Source organism: Lelliottia nimipressuralis (assembly GCF_004402045.1).
GTDB lineage: Bacteria > Pseudomonadota > Gammaproteobacteria > Enterobacterales > Enterobacteriaceae > Enterobacter > Enterobacter chinensis.
In genome coordinates this window covers 429,340-452,072 of the sequence record NZ_SOMG01000011.1, presented here as the reverse complement: position 1 = coordinate 452,072, position 22,733 = coordinate 429,340, and the positions used below count along the sequence as shown (strand labels likewise).

Here is a 22,733-nt window from a genome sequence, read left to right as displayed (position 1 = left end):
TTACCCCCGGAAGCGGTGCTGGTTTTCCAGGAACCACTGGTAGGTACTGGCCAGCCCCTGCTCCAGTGACACCTCGTGATACCAGCCCAGCTGATGCAGACGGGTCACGTCCAGCAGCTTGCGCGGCGTGCCGTCCGGTTTGGTCGCGTCAAACACCACGCGGCCTTTGTAGCCCACCACCTGCGCAATGGTCTGCGCCAGCTCGCGAATGGTGCAGTCCACGCCGGTGCCCACGTTGATGTGCGACAGCATCGGCTCGGTGTTCTCCTGCCACACTTCGCGATCCAGCTCCATCACGTGAATGCTGGCGGCAGCCATGTCGTCCACGTGCAGGAATTCGCGCATCGGCGTGCCGCTGCCCCACACCACTACATCCGGCGCGTTCTCGGCGGTCGCCTCGTGGAAGCGACGCAGCAGCGCCGGGATCACGTGCGAGTTGCTCGGGTGGAAGTTGTCGTGCGGCCCGTACAGGTTGGTCGGCATCACCGAACGATAGTCGCGGTTGTACTGACGGTTGTAGGACTCGCACAGCTTGATCCCGGCAATTTTGGCAATGGCGTAAGGCTCGTTGGTCGCTTCCAGCGTACCCTGCAGCAGCTCGCTTTCGGCGATCGGCTGTTTTGCCATTTTCGGGTAAATACAGGACGATCCGAGGAACAGCAGCTTGTTCACGTTGTGCAGATGCGCCGCGTGAATGATGTTGCTCTCAATCATCATGTTTTCGTAGATGAAATCCGCCGGGTAGGTGTTGTTGGCAACAATGCCGCCCACCTTTGCCGCCGCCAGATACACCTGGTCAATGCGTTCGTTAGCAAAGAAGTCCTGCACCGCGCTGCTGTCGAGCAGGTTCAGCTCGTCGCGGGTGCGGACAATCACGTCGACGTCGCCGCGCTGTTCAAGCTGGCGGACAATCGCGGAACCCACCATTCCGCGATGACCGGCGACAAAAATACGTTGTTTTGTCATTCTCAGGACTCCAGCGCGATGGCAACCTCGTAGCCATGAGACTTGAGCAGGGAGTGTTTTTTCGCTGCTTCAAGATCTTTGGCCACCATCTCAGAAACCATCTCCTGCAGAGTGATTTCTGGTTTCCAGCCCAGTTTCTCGTGCGCTTTGGTTGGGTCGCCCAGCAGGGTTTCCACTTCAGCAGGACGGAAGTAGCGCGGGTCAACCTGAACGATAACGTCGCCCGGCTTCACGCCCGGTGCGTCATGGCCGGTCACGGACACCACGATGCCCTTCTCTTCCACGCCGGTACCTTCAAAGCGCAGTTTGATACCCAGCTGCGCGGCAGCCATTTCCACGAACTGACGAACGGAGTACTGAACGCCTGTCGCGATCACGAAATCTTCTGGCTGTTCCTGCTGCAGCATCATCCACTGCATTTTCACGTAGTCTTTGGCATGGCCCCAGTCACGCAGGGAGTCCATGTTGCCGAGGTGCAGGCACGATTCCAGACCCTGCGCGATGTTAGCGATAGCGCGGGTGATTTTGCGGGTAACGAAAGTTTCGCCGCGGCGTGGAGACTCGTGGTTGAACAGGATGCCGTTACAGGCATACATGCCATAGGATTCACGGTAGTTCACGGTGATCCAGTAAGCGTACAGTTTCGCAACCGCGTACGGAGAGCGCGGGTAGAAAGGCGTGGTCTCTTTCTGTGGAATTTCCTGCACCAGGCCATACAGCTCAGAGGTGGATGCCTGGTAGAAGCGGGTTTTCTTCTCAAGGCCGAGGAAGCGAATGGCTTCCAGCAGACGCAGCGTACCCATGGCATCAACGTCGGCGGTGTATTCCGGAGACTCGAAGGAGACCGCTACGTGGCTCATCGCACCCAGGTTGTACACTTCATCCGGCTGCACTTCCTGCAGGATGCGGGTCAGGTTGGAGGAATCGGTCAGATCGCCGTAATGCAGATGGAATTTCGGGTTAGCTGAATGCGGATCCTGATAAATATGATCCACGCGTTCAGTGTTGAATGAAGAGGCACGACGTTTGATACCGTGAACTTCATACCCTTTTTCCAGCAGCAATTCTGCCAGGTAAGAACCATCCTGTCCGGTAACGCCGGTGATGAGAGCGACTTTAGACATGTTTATATTCCTCTGTACTTATCAAAGTTTTTCAGTTTCAACGCGTTCGCGTATCACCACTGCGGGGTTGCCACGGCAAACTTTATTTGCCGGTAGCGATTTAAAAACGCTGCTGCGGGCACCGACTACCGTGCCATCGCCAACAGAAACACCAGGTGCAACAAAAACATCCGTTGCCAGCCAGCATTTTTCGCCAATCACAATAGGCGAAGCGGTAATATCAAAATGCTGGCTCATAAAGTCGTGGCTGCCGGTGCACAAATAGCATTTCTGTGAAACCACCGAATTTGCGCCAATCGTAATTTCGCCCAGGGTATATAACACCGCGTCATCCCCTACCCATGCGTAATCCCCGAGCGTTAATTTCCAGGGGTAGGTAATTTTTACCGAAGGCCGAATGACTACGTTTTTTCCGATTTTTGCGCCAAACAGACGCAATAAAAATGCTCGCCAGCGGTAAAGTATTTGCGGTGACCAGGCAAATAAGGTGGCCTGAACGGCCCACCATAGCTGCACTTTAATACCGCCCGCGCCCCGAAAACCTTTCGGTACGGAGAAACCATTCAGATCCTGCATTACGTTTCCTTATATTCAGACTTTGTTATATAAGGCTTTCGTTTTACCCGTGGTGCGCACGCGTAATAAATAAGATAATTCTGCCCAGAATGCCGGCACGCGTAATATTCTGCGCTGCACATTTTTTGCATCCTTACACAGTTCGAGATTATTAGACGTTGATACGCCACCCATCGAAAATTCAGATACCAGCCCTTTCATGCGACGGAACGGGTAGCCAGATTTATACAGACTGGCGGCCAGGGCATAATCTGATGACACTTTATACTGCAAATCGTAAGGCTGCTTTTTCAGACCTTTTACCGGGAAGAAAATGGCCTGATGGCTGGCGGGTAAACTGTGGTAGATATACCAGCCTGGCTTCGCGCTGCGGCATACTTTATGTCCATCGCCAAAATCGAGCAGCGCGTCGCCAATATACATGGCATCCTCTTTCTGGCGCGCCAGCTGACGGGCAAACAGCGCCACATCGTCGTGGAAAATATCGCCGGAATTCAGGAAAATGGCATAACGGCCTTGCGCCATGCTGATGCCTTTGTTCATCGCATCGTAGATGCCTTTATCTTTCTCGCTGATGTAGCGTAAGTTGAACTCACCGTTGAGTTTTTCCAGAAACTCCGCCGTGCCATCATTCGAACCACCGTCGACCACAATCCACTCAAAGGTGAGGCTTGGGTCGCGCGCCAGGTTACGCAGCGAGCGCCAGGTATTTACCACCCCTTCGTAATTACGAAAAGCGACAGTAATGACGCTAAGAAACATAAATCACCTCATTTCGTCATGCGTTCGTAATATTAAGCGCCTTGCGCAGAATAAACGGACAGACAATCAAGAAAGCATATTCCGGGCTAAATATTGACCCGGTAAAAAACAGCGACACCGGTGTAAACAGATAAAGCTGCACGCGAAAGTTCTGGTTATCCCCAAACGCGTTAATCATCATTTTGAAAACTTTAAACAGATACCACAGCGTCAACAGTACGGCGAACCACGAAAAATAAATAATTAACAGATACAGACCATTGTCTATGGTTTTACCGACATCCGCACCGTTAAAGATTCCGAATGATGCAACATATTCGTAAAGTGAGCCGAATCTTACTACACCATCAATATGGGTTAAGGAATAACCCACCATGACCAGCGGACCAATGATGCGATAATAGGACGAGGACCCTTCCGTTCCCAAATCACCCAGACGTTCTGAGATGTACGGGAAGGCAAATATCACGCCTACCATAAATACCGTCAGGGAGATAATCGCCAGCGGCAGTTTTTTCTTAATCGCATCTTTGTTCAGGTACTGAAACGCCCACTCCAGCAGGTAAAACAGGATAAATGTCATTACCCCTGAGAACGATCCAGACAGAACAATTCCTGCAAGAATCATAGCATCGGTCTTAGGCGTTTTGATACCAAACTGTTTGATGCTGAGCCAAATTGAGATTAACGCCAGAGCGAAAAACGCCGGTTCAAAATAGAGGGCTGTGGTTCGTTTCCCGCCAAACTTAATGAAGTTCAATACATAGCTGTTACTGTAAATGAGATATTTCGAAATTATCTCCATCAGGCTACTGCCACCGGTGAGAATAATTTGCGCCATCTCCATTGCAGCAAGCATAACAATTAACGCAACGGCAATATAAAAGAACCTGAGGATTTTCCGATAATTGTGCGGAGAAATCGTTTTAAACCGAATACTCCAGACCATTCCGATAATAATGACAATATAAACAAACAGCATGGTCGACGTGACGTATTTACTGGCATCCAGCGACTGGCCAAAGATGTAGTTAAACAGCGTCAGGCCCGTGCCCAACCCCAGGGCAATCATCAGCTTCTTTAGGTTGATTTTATCGACATACAGCAGAAGCAGAACGGGCAAGAAGGTGACGATGGTTATCGGGAAGCTTTCGCCGAGCTGGGCAATTTTGACGTTGACCAGCAGGTAGATCAGCGGCAGCAGCAGATAACTACAGATTCTGATAGAACGAGACATATTCCTCCAGCATCTGTTGTCCGCTGTAGGCCTTGCGGCTGCGGTTGCGGAACGATTCCAGGTCAGTGCCAAAAACAGCCTCAGCGATCTGCGCCTTCGGCAGTTGGACCAGAGGCAAGACCTCCTGCTCCGCAAAGGTTTTCCCGCCGGATTTCTCCAGCACTTCACGCGCCGCATCGCTGTGGGTGGCAATCACCGGCACGCCGATGGAGAGCGCTTCGCAGAGGATCAGCGGATAGTTATCCACGCGCGAGCTGAAGACCAGCGCATCCATGGCATTCAGCGCGCTCATCAGTTTGCGCTTGTCGGTTTCAAACCCGTGGTTCACCACGTTGGCCCCTTCGAACGGCGAAAGCTTGCCGAAGGTGTGAAGCTCTATCTTGTCTCCCAGCGCTATCATGTCGCGCACCAGCTGCTGGTTGGTTTTACCGTCGTAACGCAGGTCGTGCGCTACGATAGCGATTTTCGGTTTGCCTGCAGTTTCCGCCACCGGGGTCAGCTCGGCAAGAATGGCTTCCGTCGCCACGTCGATGCCGTTGTTGATAATCTGACAGCGCCCTGCCCCGTACAGGCTGTTGAACGCATCGGCCACGTGCTGGCTCGGGGAGATGAAGGTACAGCCGAGCGAGAGCATGTCGCGAAACAGCTGGCGCTTTCCCCCCACCAGTTGATGGGCACGGTCCACTTTCACCGGCGGGTAGTTGCTTAACGTCGGGCATTTCTGGCAGTTATCTTTCCAGCCTTCGCAACCATCGGTAAAGGCGCAGCGCCCCGTCACGCTCCAGTGATCGTGCAGCGTCCAGACGAAACGGGTGTCGGGCTTGTGGGCCTGCACCTTCTGACAAAACGCCACCACCTCTTCCAGATTCAGCCAGTAGCTGTGCAGCACGTGAAAATGCAGCACGACCGGGCCTGCGGTGCGGGTAACCGTGCGATAAAGCGTGTTCAGGTTGCCAAACAGATCGCGGTTAAACAGACGGAACAAGGCAATGTTGGCAATCGAGGTCAGACGCGGCGTGTGCTTGTGCACCTGCGGATAGTTATCGTGGCTAACGCTTTTCTTGCCGCCTTTGCCGTAGCCGTAAATAAACCGGGACTGAAGCCCTTTTTGCAGCGCACGCTGGTGCAGATCCAGCGCTACGCCTGCTGCTCCGCCTTCTGCGAGGCGTACGTTAAATTGCAGAATGTTCATTTAATCACCTTCACGCGGGCTTTTTCTCCCACCACCAGCGCGTTATCCGGAATGCTGTCCAGCACCACGCTGCCAGCACCAATCGTGACGTTGTTACCTATCGTAATATCACCAATGATCACCACGTTGGCGCCCAGCTCGACGTTGTTGCCGATCACCGGGCAGGCCAGGCTGTCAGGCCCGCGGTTGCCAATGGTGACCGCATGACGAATGGTGAAATCATCACCGGCGACCACAAACTTGTTGATCACCACCGCATAGCCGTGGTGGATGGTGAAGCGGCGACCAATGGTGGCAGCGGCCTGAATCTCATAACCAAAAAAGCATTCGGTGATGATGCGATACAGGATCAGCACCGGAGCCGCCCAGATGTTGTTCAGTACGTTTTTCTTACGCCACACCGAGCAAAAATGCGCGATGCGGTAGGCCAGAACCATGCAGCACGGTCGCAGGCTCCAGCTGTTTGCGCGGCAATCTTCCAGAAACATTATTTCCCCCGAAGCCCATCAGCCAGGCGCTTGCCGTTACGCACGGAAAACAGCGTCAGCAGCGTGCGCCAGTTCATGCGCTTATTACGGATCTGATAGAGGGTAAAGAGCTGATATTTACGGCTGGCACGGTCAAACTTGTCCTTATGCTTGCGGTAAAAATGGAAGTAGCCGGAGAATTTCTTCGGCGAGGAGGTGATTTGCATCTCCCCGTGGTTGATGTGCAGGATCTGCGTGGCCTCTTCCACTTTCCAGGGCTCGCCGTACTCCACGACCATGCGCAGGAAAATGTCGTAATCCTGCGCGGCCTTCAGTTCGGTATCGAACAAGCACTCTTTAAAGCGCCACGCCCAGGTAAACACCTGGTTACCAATAATGTTGCGCTTGTAGAACAGGCGGCGGGAGTACGGTGATTTCGGATACAGCGGCAGGCTGGCAGGCTGCGAGTAAACCTCCCCCTGGCAGACATAGTCGTTGGCATACAGGAAAGCGTGCGTGACCAGCTGTTCTTTATGCGACAGGAAGATAGACAGGCGGTTCGGCGTCCATTCGTCATCGTCATCAATGCCGGTAAGATACTGCCCTTTGGCCTGCATAATCGCCTGATTACGCACCGCGCAGGCGCCGGAGTTCATCGCGTTGTGCGTATAAACCACCCGCTGGTCGTTGAGGTCAGTCACAAATTTTTGCAGCTGTTCATACGAGGAAGAACAGTCATCGACGATGATCAGTTCCCAGTTATCGTAATCCTGACGTAACACCGATTTAATTGCGCGGATCGCCAGCTGCTGACGATTCCATGTCGGCATATAGATTGAAACTAAAGGGCGTTGTGTGGTCATGGTCTTCCCCTGATCCCTCACCCCGACCCTCTCCCTGTGGGCTGAGGGTTAGGGCGAGGGGGATTTTTATTTACTGTCAGATTTATATTCGTACTCGTAATAACCGTAATCCTGATACCCGGTCGCGCGGCGGAAGATGGAGTTCAGAATCACCCCTTTCACCTCAATGCCGTTCTGCTCGAAGCGGCTCAGGCTGGTTTCCACTTCTTTCAATGTGTTCACAGCGTAACGCGCCACCATCAGCGTGGTACCCGCCAGACGACCCACAACGGCAGCATCGGTCACGGCCAGAATTGGCGGCGTATCGATCAGCACCAGGTCGTAGTTCTTGCTCGCCCACTCAACCAGTTCGGTGAAGCGCTCGCTCATCAGCAGCTCGGACGGGTTAGGCGGCACCTGGCCGCGAGGGATCAGGTCAAATTTCGGCACCGTTGTAGGTTTCGCGCTCTGGCTGATTTCACCTTTGCCAAGCAGGATCTCTGACAGACCATTGACGTTGTTGGTGCCCAGCAGCTCGTGGGTGTAGCCCTTACGCATATCGCAGTCGATCAGCAGCACGCGCTTGTTGGTCTGGCTGACCACCGCCGCCAGGTTGGCGCAGACAAAGGTTTTACCGATTGACGGGCTAACCCCGGTCAACATCAGGACGTTGTTTTTGGCCTGCATCATGGCGAAGTGCAGACTGGTACGCAGGCTACGTATCGCTTCGATGGCGAGATCGGTTGGGTTACCCACCGCCAGCAGCTGGCTCTGCTTGTAACGCTTAACGCCTTTGATGGTTTTGACGCTGTCACGGGATTTTTGCCACTCGGACAGCGGGATGCTGGCATAAACATTGATACCGCTCTCTTCCAGCGCCTGCGGGCTTTCGATTCCACGGTTGAACAGCGAACGCAGCAGCACGCCCACGATGGAGAGCATCAGGCCCAGAATAATGCTGCCAAGAATAATCAGCGCTTTCTTCGGCTTCAGCACGCCTGGCTGGGTAATGGCCGGGTCGACGATGCGCACGTCACCGACGGTACTGGCTTCGGTGATTTTCAGCTCCTGCTGTTTGTTCAGCAGCTGCATGTAAACCTGCTGTCCGGATTCCACGTCGCGGGTCAGACGCACGATTTCCTGCTGCGTTTTCGGCATCGCGGTTACGCGGTCATTGAGCTTCGCCTTTTCCTCTTCCAGCGTACGGCGTTTTTCCAGCAGCGTGCGGTAGGCCGGATGACGTTTGGTATAAAGCTTGGAAATCTCCGCTTCTTTGAAGGTCAGCTCGTTGAGCTGCGCATCAATGTTGACCATCGAATCGAGAACCGATTTCGCCTCGAGCGGCAGGTCAACGGAGTCTTTATCCTGACGATAGGCGTTCAGCTTGTTCTCGGCATCATCCAGATGGGCGCGCACTTCCGGGAGCTGTTTGGCGAGGAAGGCCAGGCTTTTCGCCGCTTCAGCCGACTTACGCTCAACGTTCTGCTCAAGATAGTTGCGGGTAATGCTGTTCAGGATGTCGCGGATTTGATCCTTATCTTCACCGGTAAAGGTCATGCTCAGCACGCCGGTGTCCTTACCGTTTTCGGTGACGGTGAGGTTATTTTGCAGATTGTTGATCATCCCCAGCGTGGAGAATTTAGTGACGGTGAATTCACCACCCTCATGGGCGTTGATCGCGCTGACCATCATGCTGACGCCGTCTTTGGTGAGCATCTGCCCGACTTCACCGCGCGCGCTAAAGCCCGCGTCGCTGGTCAATTGATACTGTTTCGGGCCAAGCACCGTCAAAGTAAAGGTCTGATCGGCGGCCCCTTTCGGCAGCACGAAATCAGTGACTTTCACCGTGTCGTTGTTTCTGCCCATCAGGCGATCCCAGCCGGCACCAAAGATCGGGAAGGTATTTTTGGTGACGGAGATATCGAGCCCGAGGTCGTGAACCGTTTTACCCAGTACCAGGCGTGACTGGATGAGCTGTATTTCAGCGTCAGATGCCGGTGGCTTGTTCGCCAGCGCAGAACCAATGTCCTGCACCAGCGAGTTCCCGGTATTCTGCTCGATCTGCACCAGCGCGTCGGCGCTGTAGATAGGGGTGGCGAACAGCGTGTAGACGACAGCCGCAGCGGCAAATACGGCGGTAATACCAAGTACCCACCACTTTGCCTCTACAACAGTGCCGACCAGGCGCCCAATATCAATTTCATCACTGCCCGAAGTCGGGGCGGCAGAAGGTCTTGTTTTTTCTGTCATTGTTATCCCTGCTGAGCTTTCAGTGCCTGCGCCCATTGTTGGGCAGACTGGTCAAGTAAGGTGTAAACCGCCTCGAAGGCCTCATGGCTTTTGCGATACGGATCGGGGATTTCGCGTTCATTGTCCCAGTGACCAAACAGCATCACTTTGCCGCGCATCTCCGGTGCGATATCGCATAGCGCATGAATATGGCGTTTTTCCATTGTCAGGATCAGGTCATACTCCCGGCACATGCGGCTGGTGACCTGGCGGGCAACGTGGCCGTCGAGCGAGAGGTTATGATCCCGCGCCACGCTCGTTGCGCGCTCATCGGCACCTTTACCGACCAGCGCGCCCAGCCCTGCGGAATCAACGGTGAGGTCGGGCTGATACTGTTTCAGCAGCCGCTCAGCCGTTGGGGAACGGCAGATGTTCCCCACGCATACCACCAGAATTTTGTTAAACATCGCGGATTACCAGGTATGAATGTCGCGCGCCGTATCCGTCATGTAGCGAACGCCACTGATGGTTGGCAGCAACTGGTTGATCAGACGGTTCCAGCGGGCGACCGGCGCGGTGGTGACGTACACCACATCGTACGGCTGGAGACGGAACTCCGTTGCCATCACCAGAGAGGTCGCATCGGACATATCCAGCTGGTAGATGTTGGCAATCTTGCCTTTCGCACTGCCCTCACCTTTCAGCGGACGGATGACGAAGATACCGGTCGCGTTAGAGGTCGTCAGATCGATACCTTCAGCATTGCCCAGCGCTTCGGTCAGGGTCATACCGCTGAAGTCCATTTTGAGGGTGCTCTGTTTCTTCACTTCACCCATCACGAAGACTTTCAGATCGTCATTGCGCGGTACGTAGAGAATGTCGCCCGGGTAAAGCAGGCGGTTCTGGGTCAAATCGCCGTTTTGCATCAGCGCCTGCAGGGAAATGCGCTGCTCTTTCCCGTTATGCGTCAGCACCACGTTGCGCCAGTCAGCACCGTCGGTTAAGCCGCCCGCGGCGTTAATGGCGTCCAGCACGGTCAAAGGAACGTTGGTGATGGCCTGCTGGCCCGATTTATTCACCTGGCCGGAGATATAGGCTTTTTGCGAGCGGAATGCGGCGATATTAACGTCCACCTGCGGGTCGGCGATGTACTGCGCTAAGCGGCCGGTAATATCACTACGGATCTCGGCAAGCGTTTTCCCGACAACATGGACTTTACCAATGTAGGGATAGAACATGGTGCCATCTGACTGCACCCAGTTACCGGTGTCGCTTGAGCTGCGGTACTGGCCCGCTGGCGTGGTCAGCTCGGGGTGGTCCCAGACGGTCACGTTAATCACGTCACCCGGCCCCACGCGGTACTGGTAAGAGGCAATTTCCTGGTCCAGCGACATATTCGGCTGGGCTACATTCGGACGTGGACGTAATTGTTCGACCAGACGTGGCGTAAGTGGATAAACATTCACCATTTTGTCGAGATCAAAATCGGCATCCTGTTGCTTGATCACATCCTTACCCATTGTTGACATATTGCTGCCGGGAAAGACCGTGCAACCACTCATCAAGGTCACAGACACCAATAATGGCATCAATTTCATTTTGGATTTCATCATTGATTATTTATCACTTTGGCAGAGTAATTATCCTGTGCAATTTAAATAAGCTCGAGTCGTATTGGTTTTCAGCATGCAGTTAATCAATTAGAAATATAACTGGCATCAGTCCTAAAAAAAGCTTATTCATCCATTGGCTATTGACAGAATAATCGAGGCTGATTCACACGCTTTCAGGCACGCTACCGCCCTTGGCTTTCAGTTACCAATCCACTGACTAAACAATGTGTTATGGATAGACACCCTCTTGAGTAAGGTCTTCTGGAAATATATCAGCCGCTTGAGAAACCCGGCAGATAATGAATAGCCATCCCTGAAGACCGAACAATAATAGCAACACCGAGATTTAACATTTGATGCTGGGAGAATTGTTGCAGCTAACCTAATAGCAGGCAAGGAGACAACTGTCCTAATATCGGTTTTTAAGATTAATATTAAGAGCAAAGTTTTAACCTTTTAGGATTTTCTTTATATTGACAAAAAGAGAGTAAAAACCATTAACTGCGATATATCCTAAAATGATATTTCTGTAATTAAATATACGTATTTGCCTTATTTACAGCGTCATCAGATTGCTCTCTTTTTAGCGTATCGTATTAAGAGAAATCTCAGCCCGGCATTGCAATTTATCCCGGCTTTATCCATGATCGAAGTGTGACATTCGTCATATAACAGAAGGTATTGCTATTACTATGGAATGGATTGCCGATCCCTCAATCTGGGCCGGGCTGGTTACGCTGGTCGTCATCGAGTTAGTGCTCGGGATTGATAATCTGGTTTTTATCGCCATCCTCGCTGAAAAACTGCCCCCATCCCAGCGCGACCGCGCGCGCGTAACGGGTCTGCTGCTGGCGATGGTGATGCGGTTATTGCTGTTGGCCTCTATCTCCTGGCTGGTGACGCTGACTCAGCCCCTGTTCTCCGTTCACGGGCTAAGCTTTAGCGCCCGCGATCTGATCATGCTCTTCGGCGGGTTGTTCCTGCTGTTCAAAGCCACCGTGGAACTGAATGAGCGGCTCGAAGGCAAAGACAGCGAGAACCCGACCCAGCGCCGCGGAGCGAAGTTCTGGCCGGTGGTGGCGCAAATTGTGGTGCTGGATGCGGTCTTCTCCCTGGATTCGGTGATCACCGCCGTTGGGATGGTGGACCATCTGGCGGTGATGATGGCGGCGGTGATTATCGCCATCACGCTGATGGTGATGGCCAGCAAGGCGCTGACCCGGTTTGTGAACAGTCACCCGACCATCGTCATCCTCTGTCTGAGCTTCCTGCTGATGATTGGCTTTAGCCTGGTGGCCGATGGTTTTGGCTTCCATATTCCGAAAGGCTATCTGTATGCCGCCATCGGTTTCTCGGTGATGATTGAAGCGCTTAACCAGCTGGCGATCTTTAACCGCCGCCGCTTCCTTTCCGCGAATCAGACCCTGCGTCAGCGCACGGCCGACACGGTCATGCGCCTGTTAAGCGGGAAGAAAGAGGATGCGGAGCTGGACGCCGAATCCTCCGCCATGCTGGCCGATCACAGCGACGGGCTGATCTTTGATCCGCAGGAACGACGGATGATTGAGCGGGTGCTTAATCTGAATCAGCGCACGGTCAGCAGCATCATGACGTCGCGCCATGACATTGAGCATATCGACCTGACGGCCCCGGAAGTGCAAATTCGCGCCCTGCTGGACAGAAACCAGCACACTCGCGTGGTGGTGACCGGCGGAGAAGAGGAAGAGGAGCTGCTGGGTGTAGTGCACGTCATCGACCTGCTGCAACAGCAGCTGCGCGGCGAGGCGCTCAACCTCCGCGCCCTGGTGCGCCAGCCGCTGGTTTTCCCGGAAGGGCTACCGTTGCTTTCGGCCCTTGAGCAGTTCCGTAACGCGCGCACGCACTTTGCCTTTGTGGTGGATGAGTTTGGGTCGGTTGAAGGGCTGGTCACGCTCAGCGACGTGATGGAAACCATCGCCGGTAATTTGCCCAATGAGGTGGATGAGATTGATGCCCGCCATGATATTCAGAAAAACGCAGACGGCTCATGGACGGCCAACGGTCATATGCCGCTTGAGGACCTGGTGCAATATGTGCCGCTGCCGCTGGATGAAAAACGGGAATATCACACCATTGCCGGCCTGCTGATGGAATATTTGCAGCGTATTCCGCAGCCGGGGGAAGAGGTTCAGGTGGGCGACTATCTGCTTAAAACCCTGCAGATTGAAAACCATCGCGTGCAGAAGGTTCAGCTCATCCCGCTGCGGGATGAGGAAGAACTGGATTTTGAGGTGTAAAAAAGCCGGGTAGCGCTTCGCTTACCCGGCCTACGGTGTCTGGCTTTTGTAGGCCGGGTAAGGCAAAGCCGCCACCCGGCACTACAGGTATCAGAGCTTATCTAACAGCTTTTTCACATCCTTCCCTGTCTGTGAATCTTTATTACGATCCGCCCAGCTGTTAAGCCGACGTTTGGCTTCATCCTGCAGATGCTTACGGAGGATCTGATCCACCTGAAGGCTGTAATTCAACCCCTGCCATTTGCCGTAAACGCGCAGCGGAATCGGCGTCTCTTTCAGGAAGTCGATGAGCGTGCTTTCGCCCTGCCAGCCGGAAAGCACCCGCACATTAAAGCGCGTGTCCGCCGTCTCTTTTACCAGATCCAGCGAGCCATCTCCCGTCAGCGAGAGCATGGACGAGGTTCCCTGCATATCGACCAGAGTAAGCAGTCCGTTATCCAGCGTCAGGTCTGTGGTGAAGCTGTCGAGGCGCGTGGCGCTGTCGTAGTTTTCCTGGGCTTTCACGTCGCTGCTGCGCTCCACCGCCTGCTGCACCAGCTGCTGGAAGTTAAGCCCTTCCATACGTGAGTCTTTTAAGTCGATATGCGCCTGCCCCTGCCACTCGCGGCGGAAGGCATCGGCATCAATTTTTGTGCCCGAGAAGTCACCCGCCAGCGACAGCTGACCCGTCAGTGCTATCGGGTAGTTAAACGCTTTCAGGATGGTACCAATCTCAACGTTGTCGAGACGCGGCTGGAATTCGGCGCTGCCAGTGTCTTTGCGGACATCCAGCGTGCCGGGCAGTGAGAGGTGCCCCTCGCCCATCTTGCCGCTCAGTTCGGAGATCACCAGCAAACCGTTATGGTTAAACATCTGGCTGCTTACGTCGGTAAAATCAATGCCGCGCCAGCGCAGGCTATTGGCTTTCAGCAGAATATCCGCCGTGAATCCGCGCAGGGCGTTATAGTCAGGTTGTTCAAGATTCGACGAGATAACCGGACGTGATACCGGCGCCTGGCTTTGTCCCGTTTGCGCGGCATCGGTGTCCGTTGCGCTTGCTGGCAGAGGTGGCAACAGGTTTTCCAGATTGAGCTTGTCAAACTGCAGATTCAGCACCCACTTCGGTTTCTCGTCGAGCGTGACGCTCGCCTGCCCCTTCAGAGTGCTGTCATTCGCCTGCAGGTTGAGATTATCCAGCTCGAGCTGCTTTTGTTCTTCGCGCCACACGGCCTGCAGCGTCCCCTGTCCGGTAATCCCCTGGGCAGGAAGATCGGCACCCGTCAGCTGCCAGTTAAGCTGCTGGATGTCGGCGGTGAGCTGATGCGGATAGTCTGAAGCATTGACGTTGGCATTTAGCGACAGAGTGAGATCGCGCTGATCGCGATTCATGCGCCCGCTAAAGTCCACCGAGGCAAGATGGTGAGCGTCCTGTTCCATCTGCAGGTTGATGTTGCGAACGGTAACCTGTTCCTCATCCTCATGCTGGAAAACCAGCACGCTATCGGCGACTTTCAGTTTACCGATATCAAAGGACCAGCCTGTATCAGACGGTTCATCCGGCAGGGTATTTTCGCGTGGCGCAACCGGCGCATTTGCATCACGCACGGCTTCGGTTTGCGGGGTGAGCTGAATCACCGCGCCTTTCAGCATCACCTGTTTAACCTGCAGCTGATGGGAAATGAGCGGGATCAGCGCCACATCAAGGCGCATGTTGTCTGCGGAAACCAGCGGCTGGGAAGCCCCCGGCGCGGTAAGCGACATGCGGCCAGAGAGAATGCTGAGCTGCGGCCAGACGTGCCAGCGCAGCGATCCATCAAGCTTCAGTTGATAACCACTGCGTGCTTCGACCTGCCGCACCATGTAAGTGCGAAAATCATTAGGGTTAACCAGCAGAACCAACGCCGAAAGGCCAGCAACCAGCACCACCAGCAAAATCATCAGCGTCGTCAGAACTCTTCTCATGGCTACCTCAATGGACTCGCGTTCAGTCTTTATCAATACGGCTGGCAACCGCGCCCTGCTGGTCGCGATATTTTGCGTCCTGCCGGCGGTTATAAGGCCTGTCTGCCGGGCCTGACAGCGGTTCAAAGCTTAACGCACCAATCATCATTCCGGGACGCAGCGCCAGAGGCAGTTTACCGGCATTGAAGAATTCCAGCACGATACGACCCGACCAGCCTGGATCGATACGGTGCGCAGTCACGTGAACCATCAGCCCCAGTCGCGCCAGTGAAGAACGGCCATCAAGCCAGCCGACCAGGTCCGCAGGCAGGGTGACGGATTCATACGTCACCGCCAGCGCCAGTTCACCCGGATGCAGATAAAAGGCTTCGCCTTCGTCAATAACGATTTCGTCACTCATCACGCGATCGAGCGCGGCGCTGACTTCGTCCTTCGGCCCGCTAAGATCAATAAACGGTGCGGTATGGCCGCTAAAGGTGCGGAATTTATTTCCTAACCGAACATCAACGGTCACCCCATTGATACGTTCCACCGGTGGACGAGGGGTAATAGACAGACGGCCTTCATCCAGCCAGGCTTCAATATCACGATCGCAAAGACGCATGGCACTTTCTCCTTTCATGCATCGTACCCTGAGGCGGTAAACGCTCAGGGTAAAACCAGGTTATCTCTGAACGGTACACAATTCACGCGGCTTATTCAAAAAACTGGCTGATTTTCGCTTTTAAGATATCAATCGCGATGCGGTTTTTGCCTCCGCGCGGCACAATGATATCGGCGTATTGTTTGGAAGGTTCAATAAATTGCAGGAACATCGGGCGGACTGTTTTCTGATATTGCGCCATAACGGAATCCATCGAACGGCCGCGTTCATTAACGTCACGCTTGATGCGGCGCATCAGGCAGATATCCAGCGGGGTATCGACGAAAATCGAGAAGTTCATGGATTCACGCAGACGGGCATCGGTCAGCAGCAGGATGCCTTCAAGGATAATGACCTTTTTCGGCTCAATGCGGATCGTTTCCCGGGTACGGGTATGTTCTACGTAACTGTAAACGGGCAGTTCAATCGCCTGGCCACTCTTAAGCGCTTCTAAATGCTGGAACAGCAAGCTGTGATCCATCGCATTCGGGTGGTCATAGTTGGTTTTGACGCGCTCTTCCATCGACAGATGGGATTGATCTTTGTAATAGCTGTCTTCGGGAATGACGCCGATATGCTCATCACCTACTTGTTCACGCAGTTCGCGATAAAGCGTACTGGCAATTAGACTTTTACCTGAAGCCGATGCGCCGGCGATGCCTATAATGACGCACTGATGAGACTTATCAGTCATAAATTTAGCGACCTGATTAACCTGGATGTTAAGGAAGGACGACGCCGGAGCGTCAAACGCGGCAATTATAGGGATTTCGCGGGCGTGATACCAGTCGAATGCGCAGGTTCTGCGAGACTGCCCGAAAAGTGACGCGTTACTCCCTGAGTGAAATTAAAATGAACGTTTTTTCAGCGTTTAACCCATTTTTTTCACGGAGTAACTATTTAATAAGGCTATGGTGTCAAATTCTGAGCAGTCGCCATATGAATTGTAAATTGTTTGTACTAGCATAAACCAAATTATCAAATTCACGCGTTTGGACATCTTTCCTGCCGGCATGGCGTTTCTGGATAAAGCGGTAATGAATAAACAATACCAGCGGGTTTTGGTTACCACCCCACATCCTTTATTACGACTCGTCTGTCTGGGCCTGGTCACCTTTATCTTTACTTTATTTTCGCTGGAGCTCACCCGTTTCGGCACGCTGCTGGCCCCGCTCTGGTTTCCCACCGCCATTATGATGGTGGCGTTTTACCGCCATGCCGGAAAAATGTGGCCGGGCATTGCCCTGGCCTGCTCGTTCGGCAATATTCTGGCCTCTTGGATGCTGTTTTCATGGGGGTCGATAAGCCTCATCTTCCCCTCAATCAACGTGATTGAGGCCGTCATCGGTGCGTTACTCCTGCGTAAATTGCTCCCGTGGTACAACCCGCTGCAAAATCTGAATGACTGGATCCGCGTGGCCATCGGCAGCGCACTGATTCCGCCGCTGGTGGGCGGCGTTCTGGTATCGCTGCTGGCACCCGGCACTGAGCCACTGCGTAATTTCTTCGTTTGGGTATTGTCAGAGGCCATTGGCGCGCTGGCGCTGGTGCCACTGGGACTGTTGTTTAAACCGCATTATCTGCTGCGCCACCGTGACCCAAGATTGCTGCTGGAAACGCTGACCACGCTGGCCGTGACGTTAGCCCTCAGTTGGGCAGCCATCACCTGGCTGCCGTGGCCCTTTACCTGCGTTATCGTTCTGCTGATGTGGAGCGCGGTGCGCTTGCCGCGGATGGAAGCGTTCATGGTGTTTCTGGTCACCGTGATGGTCGTGTCGCTGATGATTGCCCGGAACCCGGTGGCGCTGACAACCCAGCACGCCGGGGCGATGCTGAACGCACCGTGGCTGCCGTTCCTGATGCTGCTTCTGCCAGCCAACGTAATGACCATGGTGATGTATGCCTTCCGCGCCGAACGCAAGCACATCACCGAAAGCGAGGAGCGTTTTCGTAATGCGATGGAGTATTCCGCCATCGGTATGGCGCTGGTCAGCATTGAGGGCAAATGGCTTCAGGCCAACAAGGCGCTGTGCAATTTTCTCGGTTACAGCCAGACGGAGCTTCAGGCACTGACCTTTCAGCAGCTCACCTGGCCGGAAGATCTCCATACCGATCTGGAGCAACTGGAACAGCTGGTCAATGGCGAAATCAACACCTACACCCTCGAGAAGCGCTATTACACCCGTAATGGGGAAGTGGTCTGGGCGCTCCTTGCTGTCTCCGTCGTGCGTCATGCCGACGGCTCACCGCTCTATTTTATCGCCCAGATTGAAGATATTAACGACCTGAAGCAGACCGAGTGGGTCAACAAACGCCTGATGGAGCGCATTACGCTTGCTAACGAAGCGGGCGGGATCGGCATCTGGGAGTGGGATCTGGAGCCAGATATTATTAGCTGGGATAAGCGGATGTTTGAGCTGTATGAAATTCCGCCGCACATCAAGCCCACCTGGCAGCTCTGGCATGAAACTATGCTGCCCGAGGATCGCGCCCACGCTGAGCAGGTCCTGCGGGACTCACTGATCTCCCGTCTGCCGTTTAAGCTGGAATTCCGCATCCGCGTGAAGGAAGGCGTGCGCCACATTCGCTCCCTGGCGAACCAGGTGCTGAATAAGCAGGGTGAAGTTGAACGACTGCTCGGTATCAACATGGACATGACCGAGGTAAAGCAGCTCAACGAAGCCCTCTTCCAGGAAAAAGAGCGTCTTCACATTACCCTTGATTCCATCGGTGAAGCGGTGTTGTGTACCGATATCAACATGAATGTCACCTTTATGAACCCGGTCGCCGAGAAAATGAGCGGCTGGTTGCAGACCGAGGCTATTGGCCAGCCGGTCCTGACGGTGTTACACATCACCTTTGGTGAAAAAGGGCCGCTGATGGAGAATATCCACAGCGGCGACATGTCCCGTTCCGATATCGATCAGGACGTCGTGCTGAACTGCCGCACTGGCGGAAACTTCGATATTCATTACAGTATTACACCGCTCAGCACGCTGGATGGGCAGAGTATTGGCTCCGTTATCGTGATTCAGGACGTGACCGAGTCGCGCAAAATGCTGCGCCAGCTGAGCTACAGCGCCTCCCACGATGCCCTGACCCACCTCGCCAACCGGGTCAGCTTCGAAAACCATCTCAAACGGCTCCTGCAGACCGTGCGTGAAACGCGCCAGCGTCACGCCCTGGTCTTTATCGACCTCGATCGTTTTAAAGCCGTCAACGATACGGCAGGCCATGCCGCCGGTGATGCGCTGCTGCGGGAACTCTCGTCCTTAATGCTGACCATGCTTCGCTCCAGCGACGTGCTGGCGCGCCTGGGCGGCGACGAGTTCGGGTTACTGTTACCGGACTGCAATATTGAAAGCGCACGCTATATCGCCGGTCGCCTGATTCAGACGATCAATGAGTATCACTTTATATGGGAAGGCCGTCTGCACCGGATCGGCGCCAGCGCAGGTATCACGCTGATTGATGAAAATAACCATCAGGCGTCGGAGGTCATGTCGCAGGCGGACATTGCCTGTTACGCCTCGAAAAACAGCGGACGCGGCATGGTGACTGTTTACGAACCCCAGCAGGAGCGGGATCACAACACGCGCAGCATGATGTCGCTTGATGAACAGTGGCACATGATTAAAGACAATCACCTGATGATGATTGCCCGCAGCGTCGCCTCCCCGCGCATCCCGGAAAGCAGCAATTTCTGGCTGATTTCATTACGCCTGTGGACCAGTCAGGGCGAAGTCCAGGAAGAGCACGCTTTCCGCTCGGGCCTGGCGGAGCCTGAGCTCTTGCACGCGCTCGACAGACGTATCTTTAGTGAGTTTTTCCGCGCCTCTGCGGCACAGATCGCCAGTAAAGGTATGGGCGTCGCTCTTCCGCTTTCTGAGGCCGGTTTGGCCAGCGTGACGCTGGTCGATGAACTTCTCGATCTGCTGGATAAAAGCCCGATGCCGGGCCGTCTCCTGCATCTGGTTATCTCAGCCGACGTGGTGTGCAACCCGGATAAGAACCTGCAGCGGGGTCTGCAAAAGCTTCGCCAGGCGGGCTGCCGCGTGATCTTCAGCCAGGTGGGGCGCGACATGAACGTCTTTACCCACCTGAGCGCGAATATGGCCGACTATCTGTTGCTGGATGCGGAAGTGGTAACCAACGTTTATGGCAATCTGATGGATGAAATGATGGTCACTATCGTTCAGGGCCATGCCCAGCGTCTGGGCATGAAGACCATAGCCGGCCCCTGTAACCAGCCCATCATGATGGATACGCTCTCCGGCATCGGCATTGATTTTATCTTTGGCGACACCATCGCCGAGCCGCAGCCGCTGGATCTACTTCTTAATACCAGCTATTTCGCCATCAACTGACGGCGCCCAGCCGTCGGTATACCAGATGTGCAGCAGCGCGTAAGAGCGCCACGGCTGCCAGCGCTCGGCGTAGCGACGAATTTGCGCCGGCGTCATTCCGGCGAAGCGCTGCTTAACCAGATAATCATCCGGCAGAAACACATCTTTCGCCTGCCAGCCGCGCAGGGCCAGGTAGTTTGCCGTCCAGCGGCCAATTCCCGGCCGCTGTTGTAACGCCTTCATCCCCTCTTCAATATTCGCGGGCGGGAAAAGCGGAAACGTCCCCTCGATGACCGACTGCGCCAGATGAATCAATGACTCTGCGCGCTTTACCGGCATGCCCAGCGCTTTCAACGCCAGCGGGTCCGCGGCCGCCAGCGCCTGCGGCGTGGGGAAAAAGAGATAGCCGGGACAATCCGCTAAGGGTTCACCGCACAGCGCCACCACCCGTGACGCCAGCTTCGCCGCCATCGCCACGCTCACCAGTTGCCCAAGAATCGCCCGGACGCCCTGCTCGTACGCATCCATCGCCCCCGGCAAACGCAAGCCCGGCCGCGCCGCGCCGAGATCGCCCAGCGTATCCAGGATGTGCTGCGGGTTGCAGGCCAGATCGAACAGGCGTTCTATGCGCTTAAGACACGTCTGCGCAACCGGGATTAACCCCGGACTGAGCGTCACGCTCAGCGTATGGGTGGCAATATCCGGCGTAACGCGAAAGATCCCCTGATGTCCTTCGCAGGCAAAACTGCGCTCATAGTAGTCGCTCGTGACGGTTTCAATGCCCGTCACCGCACGCGCGCCAAGAAAGCCAAACATCCACTGCCAGTCGTAAGGGGGAAGCCAGGTCAGGGTATACATCGTTGCTCCTTTTGGGTTCTCCACAGCATAAACGGAAAGGTCCTGTTTCGCCTTGCTTTCATATTCCTGTTGTCGCCATGAAGACATTTCGTTAAAGTCTCGCCCCTTCTCACTGGCATGGGGATTCATCGTGTTTATTGGATTCGACTACGGTACGGCAAACTGCTCGGTTGCGATTATGCAAAACGGGCAACCACAGCTCCTGAAAATGGAAAAAGAGAGCACGCTGCTGCCGTCAATGCTCTGCGCGCCCACCCGCGAAGCGGTCAGCGAATGGCTGTTCCGCCACCATCAGGTTCCGGCCACGGCGGCAGAATCGCAGGCCTTGCTGCGCCGGGCGGTCAGTTTCAACCGCGAGGAAGACATCGACGTTTCGCCGTCCAGCGTGCAGTTCGGCCTCTCTTCGCTCGGGCACTACATTGAAGACCCTGAAGAGGTCTACTTCGTTAAGTCGCCAAAATCCTTCCTCGGCGCCAGCGGCCTGAAGCCGCAGCAGGTGGCGATGTTTGAAGATCTGGTTTGCGCGATGATGCTGCACATCCGCAATCAGGCGCAGACGCAGGTCCCAGAGGCGATTACCCAGGCGGTGATTGGTCGACCAATCAACTTCCAGGGGCTGGGGGGCGATGAGGCCAACCAGCAGGCGCAGGGGATCCTGGAGCGCGCGGCGCACCGCGCAGGCTTCCGCGACGTGGTATTCCAGTACGAGCCGGTTGCGGCGGGGCTTGACTTTGAAGCCACGCTGTCGGAAGAGAAGCGCGTGCTGGTGGTCGACATCGGCGGGGGCACCACAGACTGCTCGCTGCTGCTGATGGGGCCGCAGTGGCATAACCGTCGTGACCGCGAAAACAGCCTGCTGGGGCACAGCGGCTGCCGCGTAGGCGGTAACGATCTCGATATCGCGCTGGCATTCAAGAGCCTGATGCCGCTGCTGGGCATGGGTGGGCAAACGGAAAAAGGGATCGCTCTGCCGATCCTGCCATGGTGGAACGCGATTGCCATCAACGACGTGCCTGCACAAAGTGATTTTTACAGCACCGCAAACGGCCGCTTCCTGAACGATCTGGTGCGCGACGCGCAGGACGCCGAGAAGGTCGCCCTGCTGTATAAAGTATGGCGTCAGCGCCTGAGCTACCGCGTGGTACGTACTGCGGAAGAGAGTAAAATAGCGCTTTCCGACCGCACAGAGCATGCGGTCTCGCTGCCGTTTATCAGTGACGATCTGGCTACGGCGATTTCGCAGGACGGGCTGGAAACCGCACTTGCTCAGCCGCTGCAGCGCATTCTGGAACAGGTGCAGCTGGCGCTGGAAAACGGCAAAGAGAAGCCCGACGTGATTTATCTGACCGGGGGGAGCGCTCGTTCGCCGCTGATTAAAAAAGCGCTGGCGGAACAGCTGCCAGGTATTCCGATTGCCGGTAGGGATGACTTTGGCTCCGTTACCGCAGGGCTGGCACGCTGGGCGCAGGTGATGTTTAGTTAATGTCGTTGCACCGGGCGGCGGCTTCGCCTTACCCGGGCTACAAAACCCTCGAGTGTAGGCCGGGTAAGCGAAGCGTCACCCGGCTAAAAAGAGCACCACACTCAGACCATTCCTGACAGTCTTCCATATTTCCTCCATTTTTCCGCTGTGTTGCCTGACTAAACTAGTATCATTCCCC

18 protein-coding genes are annotated in these 22,733 nt (G+C 54.8%); 3 read left to right on the top strand and 15 right to left on the bottom strand.

Annotated features, from left to right (window positions below):
• The 11 genes from fcl to E3U32_RS05270 all read right to left on the bottom strand — a co-directional run bounded on the left by fcl (window position 1) and on the right by E3U32_RS05270 (window position 11,008).
• Window positions 1-966, bottom strand: coding sequence for a GDP-L-fucose synthase (fcl, locus tag E3U32_RS05320; RefSeq protein WP_134347921.1), 966 nt, complete (start codon window positions 964-966; stop codon window positions 1-3).
• A gap of 2 nt (window positions 967-968) precedes the next feature.
• Window positions 969-2,090, bottom strand: coding sequence for a GDP-mannose 4,6-dehydratase (gene gmd, locus E3U32_RS05315; RefSeq protein WP_063144525.1), 1,122 nt, complete (start codon window positions 2,088-2,090; stop codon window positions 969-971).
• A gap of 21 nt (window positions 2,091-2,111) precedes the next feature.
• On the bottom strand, window positions 2,112-2,666 hold the full coding sequence (gene wcaF / locus E3U32_RS05310) for a colanic acid biosynthesis acetyltransferase WcaF (RefSeq protein ID WP_134347920.1): 555 nt from the start codon (window positions 2,664-2,666) through the stop codon (window positions 2,112-2,114).
• A gap of 15 nt (window positions 2,667-2,681) precedes the next feature.
• Window positions 2,682-3,428, bottom strand: coding sequence for a colanic acid biosynthesis glycosyltransferase WcaE (gene wcaE, locus E3U32_RS05305; protein WP_134347919.1), 747 nt, complete (start codon window positions 3,426-3,428; stop codon window positions 2,682-2,684).
• A gap of 16 nt (window positions 3,429-3,444) precedes the next feature.
• Window positions 3,445-4,665: a colanic acid polymerase WcaD gene (gene wcaD / locus E3U32_RS05300; RefSeq protein ID WP_047346492.1), complete on the bottom strand. Its 1,221-nt coding sequence runs from the start codon at window positions 4,663-4,665 to the stop codon at window positions 3,445-3,447.
• Complete coding sequence (gene wcaC / locus E3U32_RS05295) at window positions 4,640-5,857, bottom strand: colanic acid biosynthesis glycosyltransferase WcaC (protein ID WP_134347918.1); 1,218 nt, start codon at window positions 5,855-5,857, stop codon at window positions 4,640-4,642. The genes wcaD and wcaC overlap by 26 nt, the downstream gene beginning before the upstream one ends.
• A complete protein-coding gene (wcaB, locus tag E3U32_RS05290; protein WP_059311144.1) occupies window positions 5,854-6,345 on the bottom strand; it encodes a colanic acid biosynthesis acetyltransferase WcaB in 492 nt (163 codons plus the stop codon). The genes wcaC and wcaB overlap by 4 nt, the downstream gene beginning before the upstream one ends.
• On the bottom strand, window positions 6,345-7,187 hold the full coding sequence (wcaA, locus tag E3U32_RS05285) for a colanic acid biosynthesis glycosyltransferase WcaA (protein WP_134347917.1): 843 nt from the start codon (window positions 7,185-7,187) through the stop codon (window positions 6,345-6,347). Before wcaA ends, wcaB begins: the two co-directional genes overlap by 1 nt.
• 66 nt (window positions 7,188-7,253) lie before the next feature.
• Window positions 7,254-9,416: a tyrosine-protein kinase Wzc gene (gene wzc, locus E3U32_RS05280; protein ID WP_134347916.1), complete on the bottom strand. Its 2,163-nt coding sequence runs from the start codon at window positions 9,414-9,416 to the stop codon at window positions 7,254-7,256.
• A gap of 2 nt (window positions 9,417-9,418) precedes the next feature.
• Window positions 9,419-9,862 carry a low molecular weight protein-tyrosine-phosphatase Wzb gene (gene wzb, locus E3U32_RS05275; protein WP_134347915.1) on the bottom strand — a complete coding sequence of 148 codons (444 nt, stop codon included), beginning with the start codon at window positions 9,860-9,862 and terminating at the stop codon, window positions 9,419-9,421.
• Between the two features lie 6 nt (window positions 9,863-9,868).
• Window positions 9,869-11,008 carry a polysaccharide export protein gene (locus tag E3U32_RS05270; protein WP_134347914.1) on the bottom strand — a complete coding sequence of 380 codons (1,140 nt, stop codon included), beginning with the start codon at window positions 11,006-11,008 and terminating at the stop codon, window positions 9,869-9,871.
• A 692-nt stretch (window positions 11,009-11,700) separates the two neighbouring features.
• On the opposite strand from E3U32_RS05270, the gene E3U32_RS05265 reads away from it, so the two are divergent.
• Window positions 11,701-13,284: a TerC family protein gene (locus E3U32_RS05265; protein WP_134347913.1), complete on the top strand. Its 1,584-nt coding sequence runs from the start codon at window positions 11,701-11,703 to the stop codon at window positions 13,282-13,284.
• A 90-nt stretch (window positions 13,285-13,374) separates the two neighbouring features.
• Here E3U32_RS05265 and asmA read toward each other — a convergent pair whose 3' ends face one another.
• The 3 genes from asmA to udk form a co-directional block, all read right to left on the bottom strand.
• Window positions 13,375-15,225: an outer membrane assembly protein AsmA gene (asmA, locus tag E3U32_RS05260; protein ID WP_134347912.1), complete on the bottom strand. Its 1,851-nt coding sequence runs from the start codon at window positions 15,223-15,225 to the stop codon at window positions 13,375-13,377.
• Window positions 15,226-15,247: 22 nt separating this feature from the next.
• Window positions 15,248-15,829, bottom strand: a complete 582-nt coding sequence (gene dcd, locus E3U32_RS05255; RefSeq protein WP_028016363.1) for a dCTP deaminase — start codon at window positions 15,827-15,829, stop codon at window positions 15,248-15,250.
• Between the two features lie 91 nt (window positions 15,830-15,920).
• A complete protein-coding gene (gene udk, locus E3U32_RS05250) occupies window positions 15,921-16,562 on the bottom strand; it encodes a uridine kinase (protein ID WP_033145985.1) in 642 nt (213 codons plus the stop codon).
• 343 nt (window positions 16,563-16,905) lie between these two features.
• Between udk and E3U32_RS05245 the strand changes: the two genes are divergently transcribed.
• Entirely contained in the window at window positions 16,906-20,235 is a 3,330-nt protein-coding gene (locus E3U32_RS05245; RefSeq protein ID WP_134347911.1) for a diguanylate cyclase, read from the top strand.
• Here E3U32_RS05245 and alkA read toward each other — a convergent pair.
• Complete coding sequence (alkA, locus tag E3U32_RS05240; protein WP_134347910.1) at window positions 20,200-21,072, bottom strand: DNA-3-methyladenine glycosylase 2; 873 nt, start codon at window positions 21,070-21,072, stop codon at window positions 20,200-20,202. The genes E3U32_RS05245 and alkA overlap by 36 nt on opposite strands.
• 130 nt (window positions 21,073-21,202) lie before the next feature.
• On the opposite strand from alkA, the gene yegD reads away from it, so the two are divergent.
• Window positions 21,203-22,555, top strand: coding sequence for a molecular chaperone (yegD, locus tag E3U32_RS05235; protein ID WP_134347909.1), 1,353 nt, complete (start codon window positions 21,203-21,205; stop codon window positions 22,553-22,555).
• Window positions 22,556-22,733: the final 178 nt, after the last annotated feature.

Excerpts from the sequence above, each read along its gene's own strand:
- wzb (WP_134347915.1), bottom strand. The coding sequence starts at position 9,862 with ATGTTTAACAAAATTCTGGTGGTATGCGTGGGGAACATCTGCCGTTCC.
- wcaD (WP_047346492.1), bottom strand. The coding sequence starts at position 4,665 with ATGTCTCGTTCTATCAGAATCTGTAGTTATCTGCTGCTGCCGCTGATC.
- wcaB (WP_059311144.1), bottom strand. The coding sequence starts at position 6,345 with ATGTTTCTGGAAGATTGCCGCGCAAACAGCTGGAGCCTGCGACCGTGC.
- wcaF (WP_134347920.1), bottom strand. The coding sequence starts at position 2,666 with ATGCAGGATCTGAATGGTTTCTCCGTACCGAAAGGTTTTCGGGGCGCG.
- asmA (WP_134347912.1), bottom strand. The coding sequence starts at position 15,225 with ATGAGAAGAGTTCTGACGACGCTGATGATTTTGCTGGTGGTGCTGGTT.
- E3U32_RS05265 (WP_134347913.1), top strand. The coding sequence starts at position 11,701 with ATGGAATGGATTGCCGATCCCTCAATCTGGGCCGGGCTGGTTACGCTG.
- udk (WP_033145985.1), bottom strand. The coding sequence starts at position 16,562 with ATGACTGATAAGTCTCATCAGTGCGTCATTATAGGCATCGCCGGCGCA.
- dcd (WP_028016363.1), bottom strand. The coding sequence starts at position 15,829 with ATGCGTCTTTGCGATCGTGATATTGAAGCCTGGCTGGATGAAGGCCGT.
- fcl (WP_134347921.1), bottom strand. The coding sequence starts at position 966 with ATGACAAAACAACGTATTTTTGTCGCCGGTCATCGCGGAATGGTGGGT.
- E3U32_RS05245 (WP_134347911.1), top strand. The coding sequence starts at position 16,906 with ATGAATAAACAATACCAGCGGGTTTTGGTTACCACCCCACATCCTTTA.
- gmd (WP_063144525.1), bottom strand. The coding sequence starts at position 2,090 with ATGTCTAAAGTCGCTCTCATCACCGGCGTTACCGGACAGGATGGTTCT.
- wcaA (WP_134347917.1), bottom strand. The coding sequence starts at position 7,187 with ATGACCACACAACGCCCTTTAGTTTCAATCTATATGCCGACATGGAAT.
- E3U32_RS05270 (WP_134347914.1), bottom strand. The coding sequence starts at position 11,008 with ATGATGAAATCCAAAATGAAATTGATGCCATTATTGGTGTCTGTGACC.
- wcaE (WP_134347919.1), bottom strand. The coding sequence starts at position 3,428 with ATGTTTCTTAGCGTCATTACTGTCGCTTTTCGTAATTACGAAGGGGTG.
- alkA (WP_134347910.1), bottom strand. The coding sequence starts at position 21,072 with ATGTATACCCTGACCTGGCTTCCCCCTTACGACTGGCAGTGGATGTTT.
- wzc (WP_134347916.1), bottom strand. The coding sequence starts at position 9,416 with ATGACAGAAAAAACAAGACCTTCTGCCGCCCCGACTTCGGGCAGTGAT.
- wcaC (WP_134347918.1), bottom strand. The coding sequence starts at position 5,857 with ATGAACATTCTGCAATTTAACGTACGCCTCGCAGAAGGCGGAGCAGCA.